The organism is Pseudomonas sp. AC247 (assembly GCF_979258015.1).
In genome coordinates this window covers 728046-745608 of sequence record NZ_OZ409829.1, presented here as the reverse complement: position 1 = coordinate 745608, position 17563 = coordinate 728046, and the positions used below count along the sequence as shown (strand labels likewise).

The 17563-nt window shown below is 58.7% G+C and carries 20 protein-coding genes; 5 read left to right on the top strand and 15 right to left on the bottom strand.

The window, feature by feature from the left end; translation table 11 throughout:
• Nucleotides 1-14 precede the first annotated feature (14 nt).
• The 8 genes from ruvB to ACZZ0B_RS03515 all read right to left on the bottom strand — a co-directional run bounded on the left by ruvB (nucleotide 15) and on the right by ACZZ0B_RS03515 (nucleotide 6580).
• Nucleotides 15-1076: a Holliday junction branch migration DNA helicase RuvB gene (gene ruvB / locus ACZZ0B_RS03550; RefSeq protein WP_008080222.1), complete on the bottom strand. Its 1062-nt coding sequence runs from the start codon at nucleotides 1074-1076 to the stop codon at nucleotides 15-17.
• On the bottom strand, nucleotides 1077-1685 hold the full coding sequence (gene ruvA, locus ACZZ0B_RS03545; protein ID WP_129395230.1) for a Holliday junction branch migration protein RuvA: 609 nt from the start codon (nucleotides 1683-1685) through the stop codon (nucleotides 1077-1079).
• 114 nt (nucleotides 1686-1799) lie between these two features.
• Nucleotides 1800-2327, bottom strand: coding sequence for a crossover junction endodeoxyribonuclease RuvC (ruvC, locus tag ACZZ0B_RS03540; RefSeq protein ID WP_008080220.1), 528 nt, complete (start codon nucleotides 2325-2327; stop codon nucleotides 1800-1802).
• A gap of 156 nt (nucleotides 2328-2483) precedes the next feature.
• Entirely contained in the window at nucleotides 2484-3230 is a 747-nt protein-coding gene (locus ACZZ0B_RS03535) for a YebC/PmpR family DNA-binding transcriptional regulator (RefSeq protein ID WP_007912738.1), read from the bottom strand.
• Nucleotides 3231-3358: 128 nt separating this feature from the next.
• On the bottom strand, nucleotides 3359-5134 hold the full coding sequence (gene aspS / locus ACZZ0B_RS03530; protein WP_008080219.1) for an aspartate--tRNA ligase: 1776 nt from the start codon (nucleotides 5132-5134) through the stop codon (nucleotides 3359-3361).
• Nucleotides 5135-5233: 99 nt separating this feature from the next.
• The gene (locus ACZZ0B_RS03525) at nucleotides 5234-5455 is read right to left on the bottom strand and encodes an FmdB family zinc ribbon protein (RefSeq protein ID WP_007912741.1); all 222 of its coding nucleotides are present in this window, start codon (nucleotides 5453-5455) and stop codon (nucleotides 5234-5236) included.
• A gap of 131 nt (nucleotides 5456-5586) precedes the next feature.
• On the bottom strand, nucleotides 5587-5925 hold the full coding sequence (locus tag ACZZ0B_RS03520; RefSeq protein WP_008080218.1) for a ribbon-helix-helix domain-containing protein: 339 nt from the start codon (nucleotides 5923-5925) through the stop codon (nucleotides 5587-5589).
• A 184-nt stretch (nucleotides 5926-6109) separates the two neighbouring features.
• Nucleotides 6110-6580: a Dps family protein gene (locus ACZZ0B_RS03515; RefSeq protein ID WP_008080217.1), complete on the bottom strand. Its 471-nt coding sequence runs from the start codon at nucleotides 6578-6580 to the stop codon at nucleotides 6110-6112.
• A gap of 313 nt (nucleotides 6581-6893) precedes the next feature.
• On the opposite strand from ACZZ0B_RS03515, the gene ACZZ0B_RS03510 reads away from it, so the two are divergent.
• A complete protein-coding gene (locus ACZZ0B_RS03510) occupies nucleotides 6894-7496 on the top strand; it encodes a cold-shock protein (protein WP_008080216.1) in 603 nt (200 codons plus the stop codon).
• A gap of 66 nt (nucleotides 7497-7562) precedes the next feature.
• On the opposite strand, the gene ACZZ0B_RS03505 is transcribed toward ACZZ0B_RS03510, so the two are convergent.
• The 3 genes from ACZZ0B_RS03505 to ACZZ0B_RS03495 form a co-directional block, all read right to left on the bottom strand.
• Nucleotides 7563-7769 carry a SlyX family protein gene (locus ACZZ0B_RS03505; protein WP_008080215.1) on the bottom strand — a complete coding sequence of 69 codons (207 nt, stop codon included), beginning with the start codon at nucleotides 7767-7769 and terminating at the stop codon, nucleotides 7563-7565.
• A gap of 3 nt (nucleotides 7770-7772) precedes the next feature.
• On the bottom strand, nucleotides 7773-8198 hold the full coding sequence (locus tag ACZZ0B_RS03500) for an HIT domain-containing protein (protein WP_158831169.1): 426 nt from the start codon (nucleotides 8196-8198) through the stop codon (nucleotides 7773-7775).
• Nucleotides 8199-8299: 101 nt separating this feature from the next.
• Nucleotides 8300-8515: a hypothetical protein gene (locus ACZZ0B_RS03495; RefSeq protein ID WP_463544382.1), complete on the bottom strand. Its 216-nt coding sequence runs from the start codon at nucleotides 8513-8515 to the stop codon at nucleotides 8300-8302.
• A gap of 579 nt (nucleotides 8516-9094) precedes the next feature.
• On the opposite strand from ACZZ0B_RS03495, the gene ACZZ0B_RS03490 reads away from it, so the two are divergent.
• On the top strand, nucleotides 9095-10420 hold the full coding sequence (locus ACZZ0B_RS03490; protein WP_008080212.1) for an OprD family porin: 1326 nt from the start codon (nucleotides 9095-9097) through the stop codon (nucleotides 10418-10420).
• A 229-nt stretch (nucleotides 10421-10649) separates the two neighbouring features.
• Here ACZZ0B_RS03490 and ACZZ0B_RS03485 read toward each other — a convergent pair whose 3' ends face one another.
• Nucleotides 10650-11492, bottom strand: a complete 843-nt coding sequence (locus ACZZ0B_RS03485; RefSeq protein WP_008080211.1) for a mechanosensitive ion channel family protein — start codon at nucleotides 11490-11492, stop codon at nucleotides 10650-10652.
• 136 nt (nucleotides 11493-11628) lie between these two features.
• On the bottom strand, nucleotides 11629-12114 hold the full coding sequence (locus tag ACZZ0B_RS03480) for a YajQ family cyclic di-GMP-binding protein (protein ID WP_008080210.1): 486 nt from the start codon (nucleotides 12112-12114) through the stop codon (nucleotides 11629-11631).
• A gap of 140 nt (nucleotides 12115-12254) precedes the next feature.
• Here ACZZ0B_RS03480 and ACZZ0B_RS03475 point away from each other — a divergent pair, with 140 nt between their 5' ends.
• Genes ACZZ0B_RS03475 through ACZZ0B_RS03465 form a run of 3 tightly spaced genes read left to right on the top strand, consistent with a single transcriptional unit; the run spans nucleotide 12255 to nucleotide 15833 of the window.
• Complete coding sequence (locus tag ACZZ0B_RS03475) at nucleotides 12255-13172, top strand: putative 2-dehydropantoate 2-reductase (protein ID WP_463544381.1); 918 nt, start codon at nucleotides 12255-12257, stop codon at nucleotides 13170-13172.
• Nucleotides 13173-13217: 45 nt separating this feature from the next.
• Nucleotides 13218-15254 (top strand): sensor histidine kinase, encoded by a 2037-nt coding sequence (locus ACZZ0B_RS03470; RefSeq protein ID WP_008080373.1) that lies wholly within the window; start codon nucleotides 13218-13220, stop codon nucleotides 15252-15254.
• A gap of 3 nt (nucleotides 15255-15257) precedes the next feature.
• Entirely contained in the window at nucleotides 15258-15833 is a 576-nt protein-coding gene (locus ACZZ0B_RS03465) for a cob(I)yrinic acid a,c-diamide adenosyltransferase (protein ID WP_463544380.1), read from the top strand.
• A gap of 120 nt (nucleotides 15834-15953) precedes the next feature.
• Here the strand turns inward: ACZZ0B_RS03465 and ACZZ0B_RS03460 are convergent, their stop codons facing one another.
• Nucleotides 15954-16901 (bottom strand): Nudix family hydrolase, encoded by a 948-nt coding sequence (locus tag ACZZ0B_RS03460; RefSeq protein ID WP_463544379.1) that lies wholly within the window; start codon nucleotides 16899-16901, stop codon nucleotides 15954-15956.
• Nucleotides 16898-17530, bottom strand: coding sequence for a glutathione S-transferase family protein (locus ACZZ0B_RS03455; protein ID WP_008080377.1), 633 nt, complete (start codon nucleotides 17528-17530; stop codon nucleotides 16898-16900). The genes ACZZ0B_RS03460 and ACZZ0B_RS03455 overlap by 4 nt, the downstream gene beginning before the upstream one ends.
• Nucleotides 17531-17563: the final 33 nt, after the last annotated feature.

Sequence of the window (17563 nt, the reverse complement as noted above, 5' to 3'; positions counted from 1 at the left end):
CCAAAAAATGTGTATCAATCGTCCACGGCATCGAGAAACTCGTCTACCACGGGCATCTCACCCATTCGTGACGGAATGTTTAAACCGAAATGCAGGTATGCGTGCCGCGTTACCACCCTGCCCCGTGGTGTGCGCATGATGTAGCCCTGCTGAATCAGGTACGGTTCCAGCACGTCTTCAATGGTGTGACGTTCTTCGCTGATCGCGGCGGCGAGGCTGTCGATACCGACCGGCCCGCCGTCGAACTTCTCGATCATGGTCAACAGTAAACGGCGATCCTGATGATCGAAACCGTGTTCGTCGACATCCAGCAGGTTCAACGCCAGATCCGCCACTGCCTTGGTGATATGGCCCTTGGCGCGGACTTCGGCGAAATCGCGCACGCGCCGTAGCAAACGGTTGGCAATTCGCGGCGTACCACGGGCGCGCCGGGCGATTTCGAAAGAACCTTCCGGATCCAGCGGCAGACCGAGAATCGCTGCCGAACGGCTGACAATCGTCGCCAGATCGGCCGTGCTGTAGAACTCAAGACGCTGGACGATACCGAATCGGTCACGCAACGGGTTGGTCAGCATGCCGGCGCGAGTGGTCGCACCCACCAGCGTGAACGGTGGCAGATCAAGCTTGATCGAACGCGCCGCCGGCCCCTCGCCGATCATGATGTCTAGCTGGAAGTCCTCCATCGCCGGGTACAGCACTTCTTCCACGATCGGCGACAGACGATGGATTTCGTCGATGAACAACACATCGTGCGGCTCAAGATTGGTCAGCAATGCCGCCAGATCGCCTGGACGCTCAAGCACCGGACCGGATGTGCTCTTGATCGATACGCCCATTTCCTGAGCAATGATGTTGGCCAGCGTGGTTTTACCCAAGCCCGGCGGGCCGAAGATCAGCGTGTGGTCGAGGGATTCATTACGGCCACGGGCAGCCTGGATGAACAGTTCCATCTGCTCGCGCACAGTCGGCTGGCCAATGTAGTCGGCCAGGCTGACCGGGCGAATGGCCCGGTCCTGGACTTCTTCGCGCTCGCGCGGGCTGTGCGCGGCGGCGATCAGACGATCAGCTTCAATCACTTAAATCATTCCCTTCAGGGCGCGGCGGATCAGGTCTTCACTGCTCAAATTCTTGTCCTTGATGGCGGTAATCGCCTTGCTCGCTTCCTGCGGTTTGTAACCGAGGGAAATCAACGCACTGACGGCATCGTTCTCGGCGGTATTGACCGGCGCCGGGCCGTCCGGCTGATTCGGTACCAGCGCAAACATCGCCGGCGAAGTTTCCCACGCCTTGAAGCGATCTTTCAGCTCGACCAGCAAGCGCTCGGCCGTCTTCTTGCCAACGCCCGGCACCTTGGTCAGCGCCGAGGTGTCCTGGGATTGTACGCAGCGAACCAGTTCGTCGACTTCCAGACTCGACATCAACGCCAAGGCCAATTTCGGCCCGACACCATTGAGACGGATCAACTCGCGAAAAAAGTCTCGCTCACGTTTACCGGAAAACCCATAAAGCAGTTGCGCGTCTTCGCGTACGACCAAATGGGTGTGCAGGGTCAGCGGTTCACCGACCGACGGCAGACGATAAAGCGTGGTCATGGGCACTTCCAGCTCATACCCGAGGCCGTTTACATCCAGAATCAGGTGCGGCGGCTGTTTCTCAGCCAGGGTGCCGCGCAAGCGTCCAATCACGTTTCAGATCCTTGAGCGTTGGCCAGCCGTGGGCTGGCGACTGTCGAAAGGCGGATTCCGGGCCGACGACACAGGCTCAAGCATCCGCTTTCAGGAAATTTGATGCTGATGCTATCAGAGACGCAGGCGCCCGCCACGACTGCGTGCAGTGCCCAAGCCGTGCGGCAGCAGACTGGAGCGGGTGTGCGCGTGACAAATGGCAATGGCCAGGGCGTCGGATGCATCGATTTGCGGTTTGGCGGTGAGCTTGAGCATGTGCATGACCATCATCTGCACTTGTTCTTTATTGGCAGCGCCGGTGCCCACCACGGCCTGCTTGACCTGAGTCGCCGTGTACTCGGCGATTTCCAGGCTCTCTTCAGCGCCAGCGACAATCGCGGCGCCACGGGCCTGACCGAGTTTCAAAGCCGAGTCGGCGTTTTTCGCCATGAAGACTTTTTCAATGCCCATGGTGACCGGGCCGTACGTCTGGATGATTTCGCGCACGCCGCGATAAACGATTTGCAAACGCTCATGCAATTCGCCCGCGCCGGTACGAATGCAGCCGGACGCTACATAAATACAGCCGCCACGCCCGGTATCACGAACAATCCCGTAACCGGTGATGCGCGAACCGGGGTCGATACCAAGAATTAAAGTCATAACGCCTGCAGAAATTAATGCGAAAGCTGAGGGTACAGGTAGGAGCTGCCGAAGGCTGCGATCTTTGTGTTTTTAAAAGATCAAAAGATCGCAGCCTTCGGCAGCTCCTACAGGGGAAGTGTAGAGCCAGCAAAAACTGCGACCTTTCTATTTACATCAACCGAGCTGGGCGGCGACGTCTTCCGGAATGTCCGCGTTGGAGTAAACGTTCTGCACGTCATCCAGATCCTCAAGCATGTCGATCAGCTTGAGCACCTTCTCGGCACCTTCCAGATCCAGCTCGGCGCTGGTGGTCGGCTGCATGACGATTTCGGCATCATCACCCTTGAACCCGGCTGCTTCCAGCGCGTTACGCACCGCGTAGAAACTGGTGAACGAGGTGAACACGTCGATCGAACCGTCTTCGTGGCTGACCACGTCATCGGCATCGGCTTCCAGCGCCGCTTCGGTCAGTGCGTCTTCATCGACACCTGGCGCGAAGCTGATCTGGCCTTTGCGCTCGAACAGGTACGCCACCGAACCGTCGGTGCCGAGGTTGCCGCCACACTTGCTGAACGCATGGCGCACGGCTGCCGCAGTGCGGTTGCGGTTGTCGGTCATGCACTCAACCATAACCGCTACGCCGCCCGGGCCGTAACCTTCGTAGGTCAGCTCTTCAACGTTGTCCGCTTCGGTGGCACCGGCGCCGCGCGCGACGGCACGGTCGATGATGTCGCGACTCATGTTCGCGCTCAGTGCCTTGTCCAGCGCCAGGCGCAGACGCGGGTTGGAACCCGGATCACCGCCACCCTGGCGGGCCGCAACGGTCAGCTCACGGATCCACTTGGTGAAGATCTTGCCTCTCTTGGCATCCTGACGTTCTTTGCGGTGCTTGATGTTCGCCCACTTGGAATGACCTGCCATAACTCGCTCCGAATTCTCTTTGAAACGTTGCCCGCCCTGCTCATGCAGCGGCCAGCACACAAAAAATCTCGACCTGCTCTCTATAGAAAGAAAAAAGGCGCATCCGAAGATGCGCCTTCAGGCCCGTCTTACTCAGCCTTTGGCGTTTCGCGCAAACGAATGTGCAGCTCGCGCAATGCCTTGGCATCCACCACACCCGGCGCTTGCGTCATCACGTCAGCAGCACTCTGGGTTTTCGGGAAGGCGATCACTTCACGGATCGACTGGGCGCCGGTCATCAGCATCACCAGACGGTCGAGACCGAAGGCCAGACCACCGTGCGGCGGTGCACCGTACTTCAGGGCGTCGAGCAGGAAGCCGAATTTCTCTTCCTGTTCCGCTTCGTTGATACCCAACAGGCGGAAGACTGCTTGCTGCATTTCCTTGCGGTGGATACGGATCGAACCGCCACCCAACTCAGTGCCGTTCAGCACCATGTCGTAGGCACGGGACAGAGCGCCGGCCGGGTTGGCTTCCAGTTCTTCCGGCGAGCACTTCGGCGCGGTGAACGGGTGGTGCAGCGCAGAGAAGCTGCCGTCGTCGTTTTCTTCGAACATCGGGAAGTCGACAACCCACATCGGCGCCCACTTGCAGGTCAGCAGGTTGAGGTCGTGACCAAGCTTGATGCGCAGTGCGCCCAAGGCTTCGCTGACGATCTTGGCCTTGTCGGCGCCGAAGAACACGATGTCGCCGTCAACGGCGCCAACGCGATCGAGGATGGCGTTGAGGTTTTCCAGCGGAATGTTTTTCACGATCGGCGATTGCAGACCGTCAACACCGGCAGCGCGCTCGTTGACCTTGATGTACGCCAGGCCCTTGGCACCGTAGATGCCGACGAACTTGGTGTAGTCGTCGATCTGCTTGCGCGGCATGCTCGCCCCGCCTGGAACGCGCAAAGCAGCGATACGGCATTTCGGGTCGTTGGCCGGGCCGCTGAACACTTTGAAATCAACTTCTTTCAGTTGATCGGCAACGTCGACCAGTTCCAGCGGGATACGCAGGTCTGGCTTGTCGGAACCGTAGCGGCGCATGGCTTCTTCGAAGGTCATGTGCGGGAATTCGCCGAATTCCAGATCCAGCACTTCCTTGAACAGGTTGCGGATCATTTGCTCGGTCAGGCCCATGATCTCTTTTTCATCGAGGAAACTGGTCTCGATGTCGATCTGGGTGAATTCTGGCTGACGGTCAGCGCGCAGGTCTTCGTCACGGAAGCACTTGGCGATCTGGTAGTAACGGTCGAAGCCGGCCACCATCAACAGTTGTTTGAACAGTTGCGGCGATTGCGGCAGAGCGAAGAACGAACCGGCGTGGGTGCGGCTCGGTACCAGATAGTCACGCGCACCTTCAGGGGTGGCACGGGTCAGGATCGGTGTTTCAACGTCGAGGAAGCCGTTCTCGTCGAGGAAGCGACGGATGCTGGTGGTCATGCGCGAACGCAGACGCAGCTTCTCGGCCATTTCCGGACGACGCAGGTCGAGGAAGCGATAGCGCAGGCGGGTTTCTTCGCCGACGTCGGAGAACTCGTTCAGCGGGAACGGCGGGGTTTCCGACTCGTTCAGCACTTCCAGTTCGTAGCCCAGCACTTCGATCATGCCCGACGCCATGTTGGCGTTGGTCGCACCGGCCGGGCGCAGACGCACCTTACCGGTGATCTTCACCACGTATTCACTGCGCACCCGATCGGCAGCGGCGAAGCTCTCGGCGCGATCCGGATCGAATACCACTTGGGCCAGACCATCACGATCACGGATATCGAGGAAAATCACCCCGCCGTGGTCGCGGCGACGGTGAACCCATCCGCAAAGGGTAATTTCCTGGCCTTCCAGGCTTTCGTTCAGTTGGCCGCAATAGTGGCTGCGCATCATGATAATGGTTCGCTTCTCGTCATTCGATATTCGGTGGAGATCGCGTTGCGTTCAAGCAATGCGGAAACTCACGCGTGTCGTTCAACCCGGGGTTGAACCCTAGTCAGATTTGTCGCCACCGGCCAGGTTCTTCTTGGCGCCGGTCTTGAAATCGGTTTCGTACCAACCGCCGCCACTGAGGCGAAAGCCTGGCATCGACAGTTGTTTCTTCAACTCTGGCGCCTGGCAGGCAGGGCAGTCGACCAGCGGTGCCTCGCTGATCTTTTGAATGGCTTCCAACTGATGACCACAGGAAGCACATTGATAATCGTACATCGGCATGGGGGTGTCTCGGCGATCAGGTTGCCACCGCGCGCGGGGCTTTGCGGCGAAAGAGCGGGATTATATCCATTAAATGCGGGCTGTGCAGCCGTAAGACTGCACAGCCCGCATTTAATGGCAATCGCCTTTTTTCAGACGGCAATGGCCGGCGGCACTGCCCCGCCCCCGTTGATCACGCACACTACCCGCACCAGCGCGCTGAAGTTTTTCACCCCACCGTGGCGCAGTTGCACTTCGCGATCGACGTGGGACAACAGCGAACTGATCGAACAGCAATTGTCGGCGGCCATGTTGCCGAGGATATTCCAGTACACCTGCTCCAGTCGCAGGCAGGTCGCATAACCATTCAAACGTACCGACCGTGATAACGGCCGGACCAGCGTCATGTCGAACTCGTTGACGAACGGATCGACGATCAAATCCTGAGGCGGCCCGACAATCCTGTCCTTGCGCCTGTCTGCATCTTCCATATCGCTGACACTCCTTTGCCATTTCTGCGGGTTTCAAAAGCCACATCCGTGTGACCTCCATAAAAGCGCAGACGCAAAGTTATAGCCAGATGACTTATTGCCCATCCACGTAGGATAAGCCAACGCAACCGGTAAGAGTCTGGACAGCGCGCGAGCAACCGTACGAGATGCCCGCGCGCCCGGATCATGCCTCCAGTAGCGCGCGCAGCATCCACGCGGTTTTTTCATGCACTTGCATGCGTTGGGTCAGCAGGTCGGCAGTCGGCTCGTCACTGACTTTGTCCAACAGCGGGAAGATACCGCGCGCGGTGCGGGTAACCGCCTCTTGGCCTTCAACCAGTTGCTTGATCATGTCCTCGGCGCTCGGCACGCCGGTTTCTTCCTTAATAGAGGAAAGACGCGCGTACGTGGCGTAGGCCCCAGGTGCGGGAAAACCCAGCGCACGAATACGCTCGGCGATCGAGTCGACGGCCAGCGCCAGTTCGTTGTACTGCTCTTCAAACATCAAGTGCAGCGTGCGGAACATCGGCCCGGTGACGTTCCAGTGGAAGTTGTGGGTTTTCAAATACAGCACGTAGGTGTCCGACAGCAGACGCGACAGTCCTTCAACAATGGACTTGCGATCTTCTTCACTGATACCGATATCGATTGCCATGTTTTACCCCCTAACGGCGATTGAATTCATCCAAAGGTGCAGACCCACTCTAGCAAGGCTGTCGACACCCCGCAGCCCTGATCGGGCACACGAACTGCGACAAATCGACCAACACCTTGCCGCTGGCCGGGCTGATTTGAGTAGCTGCAGGCTTTGCTGTTAAATAGGCAGTGTGTCGCCATGCCCCATTTTTCGGGGTCTTGCGCATAGGCTGATGCCGTGTACGTGCCTACCGCCTCTTTATTTTGTTACGAAGCGAACCGTGCGCCTTCAGCTCTTCCTTGTGAGCCGTCATAAACGTGAGCCAATTAAAATGTTGAAAATCGTCCACCTGCTAATGGGCGCAGCCGCTTTGCTGCTGTCGTTCATACCCAGCTTGAAATCTGAAGCCGTTCCCTACCTGCAACAACCTGATGCTCTCTACCTGGCCTTTTTCGGCCTGCTGAACCTGGTCATTGCTCCGGTGATTCCTTACTGGAACAAAGGCCCGCGCCAGCATCTGCAAAACCTCGTCAGCGCGCTGCTGGTGCTGACCGTCGTCCTGCAAACCTTGACCCTGATCGCGCCGATGCCTGTCATCGCCGGCCAGCCAGCCGTACTGTTCACCCTGGTGATCGCGCTGGTGGCCGTCGTATTGCACCTGGCCGTCAGTTTTTATCGTTCTTCACCTGCTGCCGCTCCAACCAGCTATGACATGACCAATCGCGATACCGGTACCGTCAAGTGGTTCAACACCTCCAAAGGCTTCGGCTTTATCTCCCGGGATTCCGGCGATGATATCTTCGTGCACTTTCGTGCAATCCGTGGCGAAGGCCACCGCGTTCTGGTCGAAGGCCAGCGCGTAGAGTTCTCGGTAATGAACCGGGACAAGGGCCTGCAAGCCGAGGACGTGATCGCCGCTTTGCCGCGTCGCTGATCCAAGGCAATAAAAAACCGCGTACAGCCTGGCTGTACGCGGTTTTTTTATGCCTTTGAAAACGTATCAATAGTGCGGCGGTGGTGCTTCTTCTTCGAACGATTCGAACTGCCCGACCATCTCTTCCTGACGCTTGAGCAGTGCGGCCATCTGCAATTGCAGACGATCAACCACACGCTGCTGCGCAACCAGTACATCGTTCAACGACTGGATAGTGTCATCCTGAAACGCCAGACGGCTTTCCAGATCGGTAACGCGTTGTTCCAGGCTCATGCTTCAGCCCTCCAGAAACGTGAAGTCTTCGGTCAGCACCAGGCGCAAGCGTTCGCGAATGGCGGCCACTTGCTCGGCGCTATAAGGCTTGGCCGGGTGTTTGCCCCAGACCGGCGCCGGCCAGGCGGCGTCATCGCGTTTGCGCACAATCACGTGCATGTGCAATTGGCTGACGACGTTACCCAGCGTCGCCACGTTCATCTTGTCCGCATCCAGCAAATCCTTGAGCAACTCGGCCAGAGCGGTGGTTTCCAGCCATAACTGCTGTTGATCGGCGACATCCAATTGAAACAACTCGCTGATATCGTCGCGACGAGGCACCAGGATGAACCACGGGTAGTTGGCGTCGTTGGACAACAACAATCGGCAGAGCGGGAAGTCGCCGAGGGTCAGGGTGTCCTGTTGAAGTCGTGGATCTAAAGCAAACACTGCGCGCACTCCGGTTGTTCGACATATTGAGCTTAGCGGCCATCCCGCAGGACGCGGTACCAAGCGACAGACCGGCAGCATACCTGCGATTGCGCCAGCCTTCACGACAGCAGTGCCCTCTCGTCACTCGCCGCACGCCCCGACATGTGACATTTACCGACACGTTGCACCAGCAAAGAACCGAGAACGGCAATGAACACATGCAAATGACCGAAAAACCCTGATGCGTTCGCGATCGCCCACTCATCAAACTGTGTGATTACAGGACAGCGTGTCATTTTTTTTGCACCAAAACCGCACAGTGCGTCTACGCTCATGCGTCGAAGCATCCGCCGAATACTCACTCACGGGGTGAACCGGTAACGTTTTTGGCTGTCGCGTGCGGCTGATGTCGCGGCAACACCATTGCAGGAATGGCGTCAAGCCCTTGTACAAAGGGGCTTTGCGCCCCGTATTTATGAGGTTTTTACAGGTAACACGCGTTGTGCAGAAAAATAACCGCAGCAAGATTGCGGTTTGTGCACGCTTGTTGCATTCGCACACATATGGACTATAAGCGCACCACACGATGTGGATGCCTCAAGCCCAACAAAAACAGTGGCAGGGTTGCCCGATGGAGATTCAAGTGTTTTGCCAGGGACTCTTTTTTAGCGATGCAAACGGCTAAAAAAACAGCGAGAAAGTTGTCGGCCCGATTGCATCGGTACTGTGAATTTGCGACATCTACACAACCGTTTGCGACAGCGTCGTAAAGAAGGTGAAACGTTAGATTCGCAAGTATCGCCAACATTGTCGGCGTGATATAAGTTTGCGCCGACACAAAAAGAAAGAGCCGCCCAGATAATAAAACAGGTGGGACGGCAGTACTCTTCTAAAAACCAAAGGAGCAAATCACGATGCGCGTGATGAAGTGGAGCATGATCGCCCTGGCTGTTGCAGCAGGCACCTCGCAGTTCGCAGTGGCGTCCTCTCAGGATGATTCCAAAGGTTTCATCGGCGACCAGAGCCTGAAACTGAAGACTCGTTTTGAATACATGAACCGTGACTTTAAAAACGGTGCAGGCAATGGCACTTCCGGTACTGCTGGTTATCGCCAGGATTCCGGTCTCAGCCAACTGCTGACTTACGAATCGGGCTTCACTCAAGGCACCGTTGGCTTCGGTCTCGACGCCATGGCAATGGGTTCGGTCAAACTGGACGGCGGCTCGGGCCACCGCGGTAACGGCCTGTTCGCCAACGACAGCGACGGCAACCCGGAAAAATCCCAGGGCAAAATCGGCGGCGCAGTCAAATTCCGCGTATCCGACACCACTCTGAAGTACGGTCAGCAATTCGTTGCCAGCCCGGTTTTCGCTACCGATGACAGCCGTCTGCTGCCAGAAGTCGCGACCGGTACCCTGATCACTTCCAAAGAGATCAAAGGTCTGGAACTGAGCGCAGGTCGCTTCACTTCCCTGAGCAAGCAAACCGGTATGGGCCGTGACAGCATCGGCGGTCTGCCAGATGAGAACGGTTTTGGCGGCAAAGGCCTGACCAACATCAATATCTTTGGTGCCAGCTACGCCTTCACCGACAACTTCACCGGTGCCCTGGCTGCATCCGACGCTGATGACTACTTCAAGAAGTACTACATCAACCTGAACTACACCTTGCCAATCAACGACGAACAGTCGCTGAACTTCGACCTGAACGGGTACAAAACCAAGGGCGACAGCCGTGGTGACCTGGTCGACGCCATCGGTGACGGCACTCTGGGTGTGGACAACAACCTGTGGTCCCTGGCCGCTGCTTACAGCCTGGGCGCGCACAAGTTCACCGTTGCCTACCAGCAGTCGAGCGGCGACAACGCTTACTACTATGGCGTTGACGGCAACAGCACGATCTTCGTGGCCAACTCCATCCAAATCTCCGACTTCGTGGGCCGCGAGGAGAAATCCTGGCAAGCGCGCTACGACCTGAACATGAAAACTTACGGCGTCCCTGGCCTGAGCTTCATGACCCGTTACGTAATGGGTAACAACATCGAGACCAACGGTCTGGGTGAAGGTAAAGAGAACGAGTGGAACGCCGAGTCCAAGTACGTGATCCAGGAAGGCCCGGCCAAAGACCTGTCGTTCCGTCTGCGTTACGCCATGTACCGCTCCAACGGCGCGTACAGCGGCTACTCGTCTGACAACAACGACACTCGTCTGATCGTTGAGTACCCACTGAACATCCTCTAATAGGGATGCACAGCTGACGTACTGTAGAGCCCTGCTCTAACAAGAACCGCTCACCTGATTCAGGTGGGCGGTTTTTTTATGCCCGGCCCAACTTCATTCAAACAACAAAGATTAGCCGGCTATCTATTAGCCAGCAAACTTTCAGCACAGACATAAAAAAACCCAAGACTGCGAACAGCACTTGGGTTTTTCATTAATTAACTGACCGCAAAGCCAGGTATCAATGTTGTTACTGTGCAGCCGTTTCCTGAACTACACGAATTACCCGTTGCGGAAACGGGATATCGATACCGGCGGTTTTTAAACGATCGCGCGACTGTTCGTTAAACATGAACATCACGTCCCAGTAGTCTGCGGTTTTAACCCAGACACGCAGGGAAACAGTGATCGAGCTGTCGCCCAGCGTCGAAATCACTGCCTGTGGCGCCGGATCCTGCAGAACGCGATCATCCTTGGCCAGATCCAGCAGCACCTGACGGGCCTTCTGCAGATCGGCCTCGTAATCGACACCCACATCGAACACAACCTTACGGGTCGGCTGACGGTTGGTGTTGGTGATGATGCCGTTCGACAGGTTACCGTTCGGCACGATGATGGTCTTGTTGTCGCCGGTACGCAGCACCGTGTGGAAAATCTGGATGCTGTCGACGGTACCCGACACGCCTTGCGCTTCGATCCAGTCGCCGATGCGGAATGGACGGAACAGCAGAATCAGCACGCCGCCAGCGAAGTTCGCCAGGCTGCCCTGCAACGCCAGACCGATGGCCAGGCCGGCAGCACCGATCGCAGCAACGAACGAGGTGGTTTCGACACCGATCATCGACGCGACGCTGACGATCAGCAGCACTTTAAGAATGATGTTGGCCAGGCTGCTGATAAAGCCTTGCAGCGCCAGGTCAGCGTTGCGCAGGGCCAGCAAGCCGCCGAGTTTTTGCGTGACCTTGTTGATCAGCCACCAGCCGATGGCCAGGGTAATCACGGCCAGCAGCACGCGGCTGCCGTATTCCATGATCATCGGGATCCACGCCTGGGACGCCTTGACCAGGTGGTCTACCTCAGCATTCAAATCCATGTTCTATCTCCTGATTTCCGGCTACCCGGGCTGAAAAAATCAGCGGCAGAAAGACCGAGCCTGTTGGGGCTCAATCGTTTCTGCCGTTGCTTGGGGCTCGGACGCTGAAAACGCCGAGAGGTTCCCGACGAAAAGCTTAGTCGCGGAAGTTGTTGAACTGCAGCGGCATGCCGAATTCTTTGGCGCGCAGTGCCGCGATGGCCTCTTGCAGGTCGTCACGCTTCTTGCCGGTGACACGGACCTGCTCGCCTTGAATGGCGGCCTGCACTTTCAACTTGGCGTCTTTGATGTGGCCGACGATTTTCTTCGCCAGCTCCTTGTCGATGCCTTCCTTGAGGATGGCGTCTTGCTTCATCAGCTTGCCCGATGCGTAAGCGTCCTTGACTTCAAGGCACTGCACGTCGATCTTGCGCTTGACCAGTGCCAGCTTGAGGATTTCGATCATCGCTTCCAGCTGGAACCCGGCTTCAGCGGTCAGGCTGACGGTCAGGTCTTTTTCCTTGAACTCGAAGCTGCCTTTGCCTTTCAGGTCATAACGACGATCGAGTTCCTTCACGGCGTTCTCGACCGCGTTGGTGAGTTCGTGTTTGTCCAGTTCGGATACCACGTCGAACGACGGCATGTAATCTCTCCAATAAAAAGGCGCGCTCGATGAGGATGGAGCGCGCTTGGCTTGCGGTTAAAATCGGGCTCATTATAACGGGTCTTTTCCTACGAACACGGCGAGCCGCACATGCCTGCACGCAATCGAGCAAAAAACTGATGTCGACCACCTGGCACATTCTCGGCGCCGGCAGTCTTGGCACGCTGTGGGCTACACGCCTGGCCCGCGCCGGTTTGCCGGTCAGACTGATCCTGCGGGATGCCGAGCGCCTGCGCAGTTATCAAGGCGCTGGCGGCTTGACCCTGGTGGAACAAGGAAAGGCCAGTACCTACGCGGTGCCGGGCGAAACCCCGGACAGCCCCGAGCCGATCCGACGCTTGCTGGTCGCCTGCAAAGCCTATGATGCTGAAAGCGCCGTCGCCCGCCTCGCCCCGCGTCTGACGGCGGATGCCGAGCTGATCCTGTTGCAGAACGGCCTCGGCAGCCAGGACGCCGTCGCCACAAGGGTACTGCAGGCCCGCTGCATCAGCGCTTCCAGTACAGAAGGCGCGTTCCGCGATGGCGACTGGCGCGTGGTGTTCGCCGGCCACGGTTTCACCTGGCTTGGCGATGCCGGTCATCCGGTGGCGCCGATCTGGCTGGATGAACTGGACGCGGCGAAAATCCCCCACGAGTGGAGCGCTGACATCCTCACCCGCCTGTGGCGCAAACTGGCGCTCAACTGTGCGATCAACCCACTGACCGTGCTGCACGGCTGCCGTAACGGCGGGCTGCAGCAGCATCACTGCGAAGTCGCCACGCTGTGCGCCGAACTCGCCGAATTGTTGCAGCGCTGCGGCCAGCCAGCGGCTGCCGACAACCTGCAAGAGGAAGTCGAACGGGTGATCCACGCCACCGCCGCCAATTACTCTTCGATGTATCAGGACGTCGCCAACCAGCGCCGCACCGAAATCAGCTATCTATTGGGCCACGCCTGCCAAGTTGCCACCCGCCATCAATTGAACCTGCCGCACCTCAAGCAATTGCAGCAGCGCCTCGTCGCGCATCTGCACAGCCTTGGATTGCCCAGCGACTGAGCAGCGGCTACGCTGGCCACTTGTTCCTTTGCTGCGATAAACCTGATGCCATTGCGCCAGCGCCTCGAAAACCTGCCGGTCGGCCAGAAACTGCTGGCCGCCCTGCTGGTGCTGTTGACCACTGTCCTGCTGGTCGCCAACCTGACTTTTATCAGCGCCGCCTATTATATTTCCCAGGAAAGCATGGCACCGCAGGCCTTGCAGACCATCGGCCGACTGATTGCCAACCCGAGTCTGGTCAGCGAGTCCCTGCAATCACCGGAGAGCGCCGAGCGTCTGCTCAAGGAGCTCGACAGTTATTCACCGCTGCGCGCCGCCGCCCTGTATGACGGCAAAGGCGAACGCCTCGCTCAGGTGCAGCGCGGCGACAAACTGAAACTGCCGGAGCGTTATCGGCACATCGAAGCCTGGCAGCTCACCGAATTTCGCAGCAATCAGCTGATCACCCTGCCCCGCCCCGGCACCGCACCCGGCCATCTGTTGCTGGTGGCGAGCAGCGAACTGCCGATGGCCTTCTACACCGGTACGTTGACCGCGAGCCTCGGCATCCTGATTTTCAGCGTGCTGCTGTGGCTGGTGATTGCCCGGCAGATCAAGCGTTTGATCACCCGGCCGATCCACCAGCTCGAAGAGTTGTCGCGCCAGGTCACCCGCGAAGAAAACTACGCCCTGCGTGCCTCGCGCGGTAACCACGATGAAATCGGCAGTCTCGCCGAGGCCTTCAACACCATGCTCTCGCGTATCGAGGCCCGTGAGCAGCAGCTCAAGCGCGCCCGCGATGACTCGCAAGCCGCTTACGATCAGGCGCAGGGGCTGGCGGAAGAAACCCGCCACACCAACCGCAAACTGGAACTGGAAGTGCAGGTGCGCAGCAAGATCGAGAAGAAGCTCACCGGTTTCCAGAATTACCTCAACAGCATCATCGACTCAATGCCCTCGGCGCTGATCGCCCTCGACGAGCAGCTCTACGTCACTCAATGGAACCAGGAAGCCAGCGCCCTCTCCGGGACACGCCTGGACGAGGCGCTGAACCAGCCGATCTTCCTTGCCTTCGAACCGCTCAAGCCGTTTCTGCCGCAGCTCAAGCAGACCGTCGAGCAACACACCGTGGCGAAAATCGAGCGGGTGACGTGGTTCAAGGACGATGAGCCGAAGCACTACGCGCTGACGTTCTACCCGCTGATGGGTGGTGCCGGGCGCGGCGTGGTGATCCGCATCGATGACATTACTCAGCGCCTGTCGCTGGAAGAAATGATGGTGCAGTCGGAAAAAATGCTCTCGGTCGGCGGCCTCGCCGCCGGCATGGCGCACGAAATCAACAACCCGCTAGGCGCGATCCTGCACAACGTGCAGAACATCCGCCGCCGGCTGTCGACAGAACTGCCGAAGAACCTCGAAACCGCCGAACAACTGGGCATCGAACTGGACACGGTCAATCGCTATCTGCAAGGCCGCGAAGTCCCACAACTGCTCGATGGCATTCAACAGGCTGGCGCCCGGGCGGCAAAAATCGTCACGCACATGCTCAGTTTCAGTCGCCGCAGCACGCGGCAAATGGCGCCGTGCGATTTGCCGGCACTGATCGACCAGGCGGTGGACATCGCTGGCAACGACTTCGATCTGGCCATCGGTTTCGACTTCAAGGGTCAAGCGATCATTCGCCAATTCGACCCGGCGCTCGGCCCGGTACCGGGCACCGCCAATGAACTGGAACAAGTGCTGCTCAACCTGCTGAAGAACGCCGCGCAAGCAATTCACCAGCGCGAGGACGACAGCGAGCCCGGGCGGATCATTCTGCGCACCAAACTCAATCCGCCATGGGCCGAGATCCAGGTGGAAGACAACGGCATCGGCATGAGCGAGAACGTGCGCAAACGCACCTTCGAGCCGTTCTTCACCACCAAGGAAATCGGCCAGGGCACAGGGCTTGGCCTGTCGGTGTCGTACTTCATCATTACCAACAACCACAAAGGGCAGATGGAAGTGCAGTCGGCGCCCGGTCAGGGCACCTGCTTCACTTTGCGCCTGCCACTGGCGCAACCGGCGCCGATCGCAGCCGAAAACAATCAACTACCGAGGTAACCCATGGGCTTTCGCTTGTCGAAGATTTACACCCGCACCGGCGACAAAGGCGAAACCGGCCTGGGCGACGGCCGCCGCGTGCCGAAAGATCATCCGCGCATCGAGGCGATAGGTGAGGTCGACACGCTGAACAGTCAGGTCGGCGTGCTGTTGGCCGGTTTGATTGCCGAACGTGAGGCCTATCCTGGGCTGAATGAACTGATCGAAGTGTTGGCGCCTTGTCAGCATCGGCTGTTTGATTTGGGCGGCGAGTTGGCGATGCCCGAGTATCAGGCGTTGAACGCAGGGGAAATCGAACGGCTGGAAGCGGCGATCGACGTGTGGAATGAGGAGCTGGGGCCGCTGGAGAATTTCATTTTGCCGGGCGGGTCGATGCTGATTGCGCAGGCCCATGTGTGTCGCAGCCTGGCGCGCAGTGCCGAACGGCGCTGTCAGCATTTGAATGCGCTTGAGCCGCTGGCCGGGGTTGGCCTGGCTTACATCAATCGGTTGTCGGATTTGTTGTTTGTCGCGGCGCGGTTGATTGCGCGGCGACAAGGGATTGCGGAGATACTTTGGCAGCCGGCGGCTAAACCTTAGATTTGCAGTGATTGGAAGGACGCCATCGCGAGCAGGCTCACTCCTACAGTTGACCGTATTCCAACTGAAGGAACACGGTCCATGTAGGAGTGAGCCTGCTCGCGATGAGGCCTGCTGCCTTTACAGAGAATCAGGCCAGAACGCGCGGATCCCCGCCACACCCTGCGCCCCAACACCCCAAGCCTTCTCGCGTTCCACCGGGCCAACACCGCCCAAGAGAAACACCGGTTTACTGAACCCCTCAATCAGCGCCCCAGCCTGCTCCCAGCCCAACGGCTGCGCATCCGGATGCGTCAACGTCGGCTGCACCGGCGACAGCGTGACAAAGTCCACACCCATCTGCTCAGCCAGCGCCAACTCCTCAGCGTTGTGGCACGACGCCGCCAACCAACGCTCCGCCGGCAACGGACGCCCCGCCGCTGCGTATTTACGCAATTGTGCGGAGGTGATGTGCCATCCGGCAGACGGGAAATCGCCGAGCCATTCGAAGGGCCCTTTAATCATCAATTGCGCCTTGCCCGCACAAAGACCCGCCGCATCAACTGCCAGATCGCGATACTTGGGGTCGTAACCGTTCGGTGCACGCAGCTGAATCAACTTGATCCCGCCGGCAATCGCCTTCTGGATACCGCGCAACAACGCCGGGGTTTCCAGGTCTTCCGGGGTGATCAGGTATTCAGCCGGCAAACGCGCTGCCGCCACGATCGGCTGATTGGCCGCCGGGAACTCGTAGTTGACCAACTCCTTCGCCGTCACCCAGGCCAATGGCTGGCCTTCGGCACCGTGCGGTTCACCGGTGAATGCCGAGACTTCCCAGACATCCAGCAGCACTTGCTTGTCGGGATAGTCGTGACGCACTTTGATCAGCGGTCGGGCGGCGCCAACGACGATGCCCAACTCTTCGTGCAGCTCACGGGCCAGCGCGGTTTCGACTGTCTCGTCAGCCTCGACCTTGCCGCCGGGAAACTCCCACAACCCACCTTGATGCTGTGAGTCGGCGCGGCGGGCAATCAGGATTTTGCCGCTGTCGTCACGGATGACGGCGGCGGCGACGTGTACGCGTTTCACGGATTCAATTCCTCCAGTCCAGCCTTTTGCCACGCCTTGAACGCGGGCCATTGGTAGACGGTTTCAACATAGGCTTGGTCGACGGCCGGCAGTTGCACTTGATAAGTACGCAGGCGCACGGCAATCGGCGCGAAGAAGGCATCGGCCAGACTCACCCGGCCGAACAAATACGGCCCGCTCTCGGTGGCGGCGGCACGGCATTCGGCCCACAGCGCGAGCATGCGTTCGATGTCGACCTTCACTTCTGGCGGCACCGGGCTGAGCGGCGCATCGTGATTGAGGTTGAACGGCATGTGATTGCGCATGGCGAAGAAGCCGCTGTGCATTTGTGCGCAAGCGGATCGGGCCTGCGCACGGGCGAAGATATCGCTCGGCCAGAGCTGCTCGGACGGGAACTGTTCAGCGAGGTATTCGGCGATGGCCAGCGAATCGGCGACAGTGCCACGCGAGGTTTGCAGCAGCGGGACCTTGGCGGTCGGCGAATGCTTGAGCAGCAGCTCACGGGTGTCGGGCTTGCCGAGCTTGATCAGTTCTTCGGTATAGGGTGCGCCGGTCAGTTCCAGCGCCAGGGCGGCGCGCAGGGACCAGGAGGAAAGCAGTTTGTCGCCGATGATCAGGTGCAGGGACATGGGTTTGGCGCCTTTTCGTCAGGAGAATCAGGC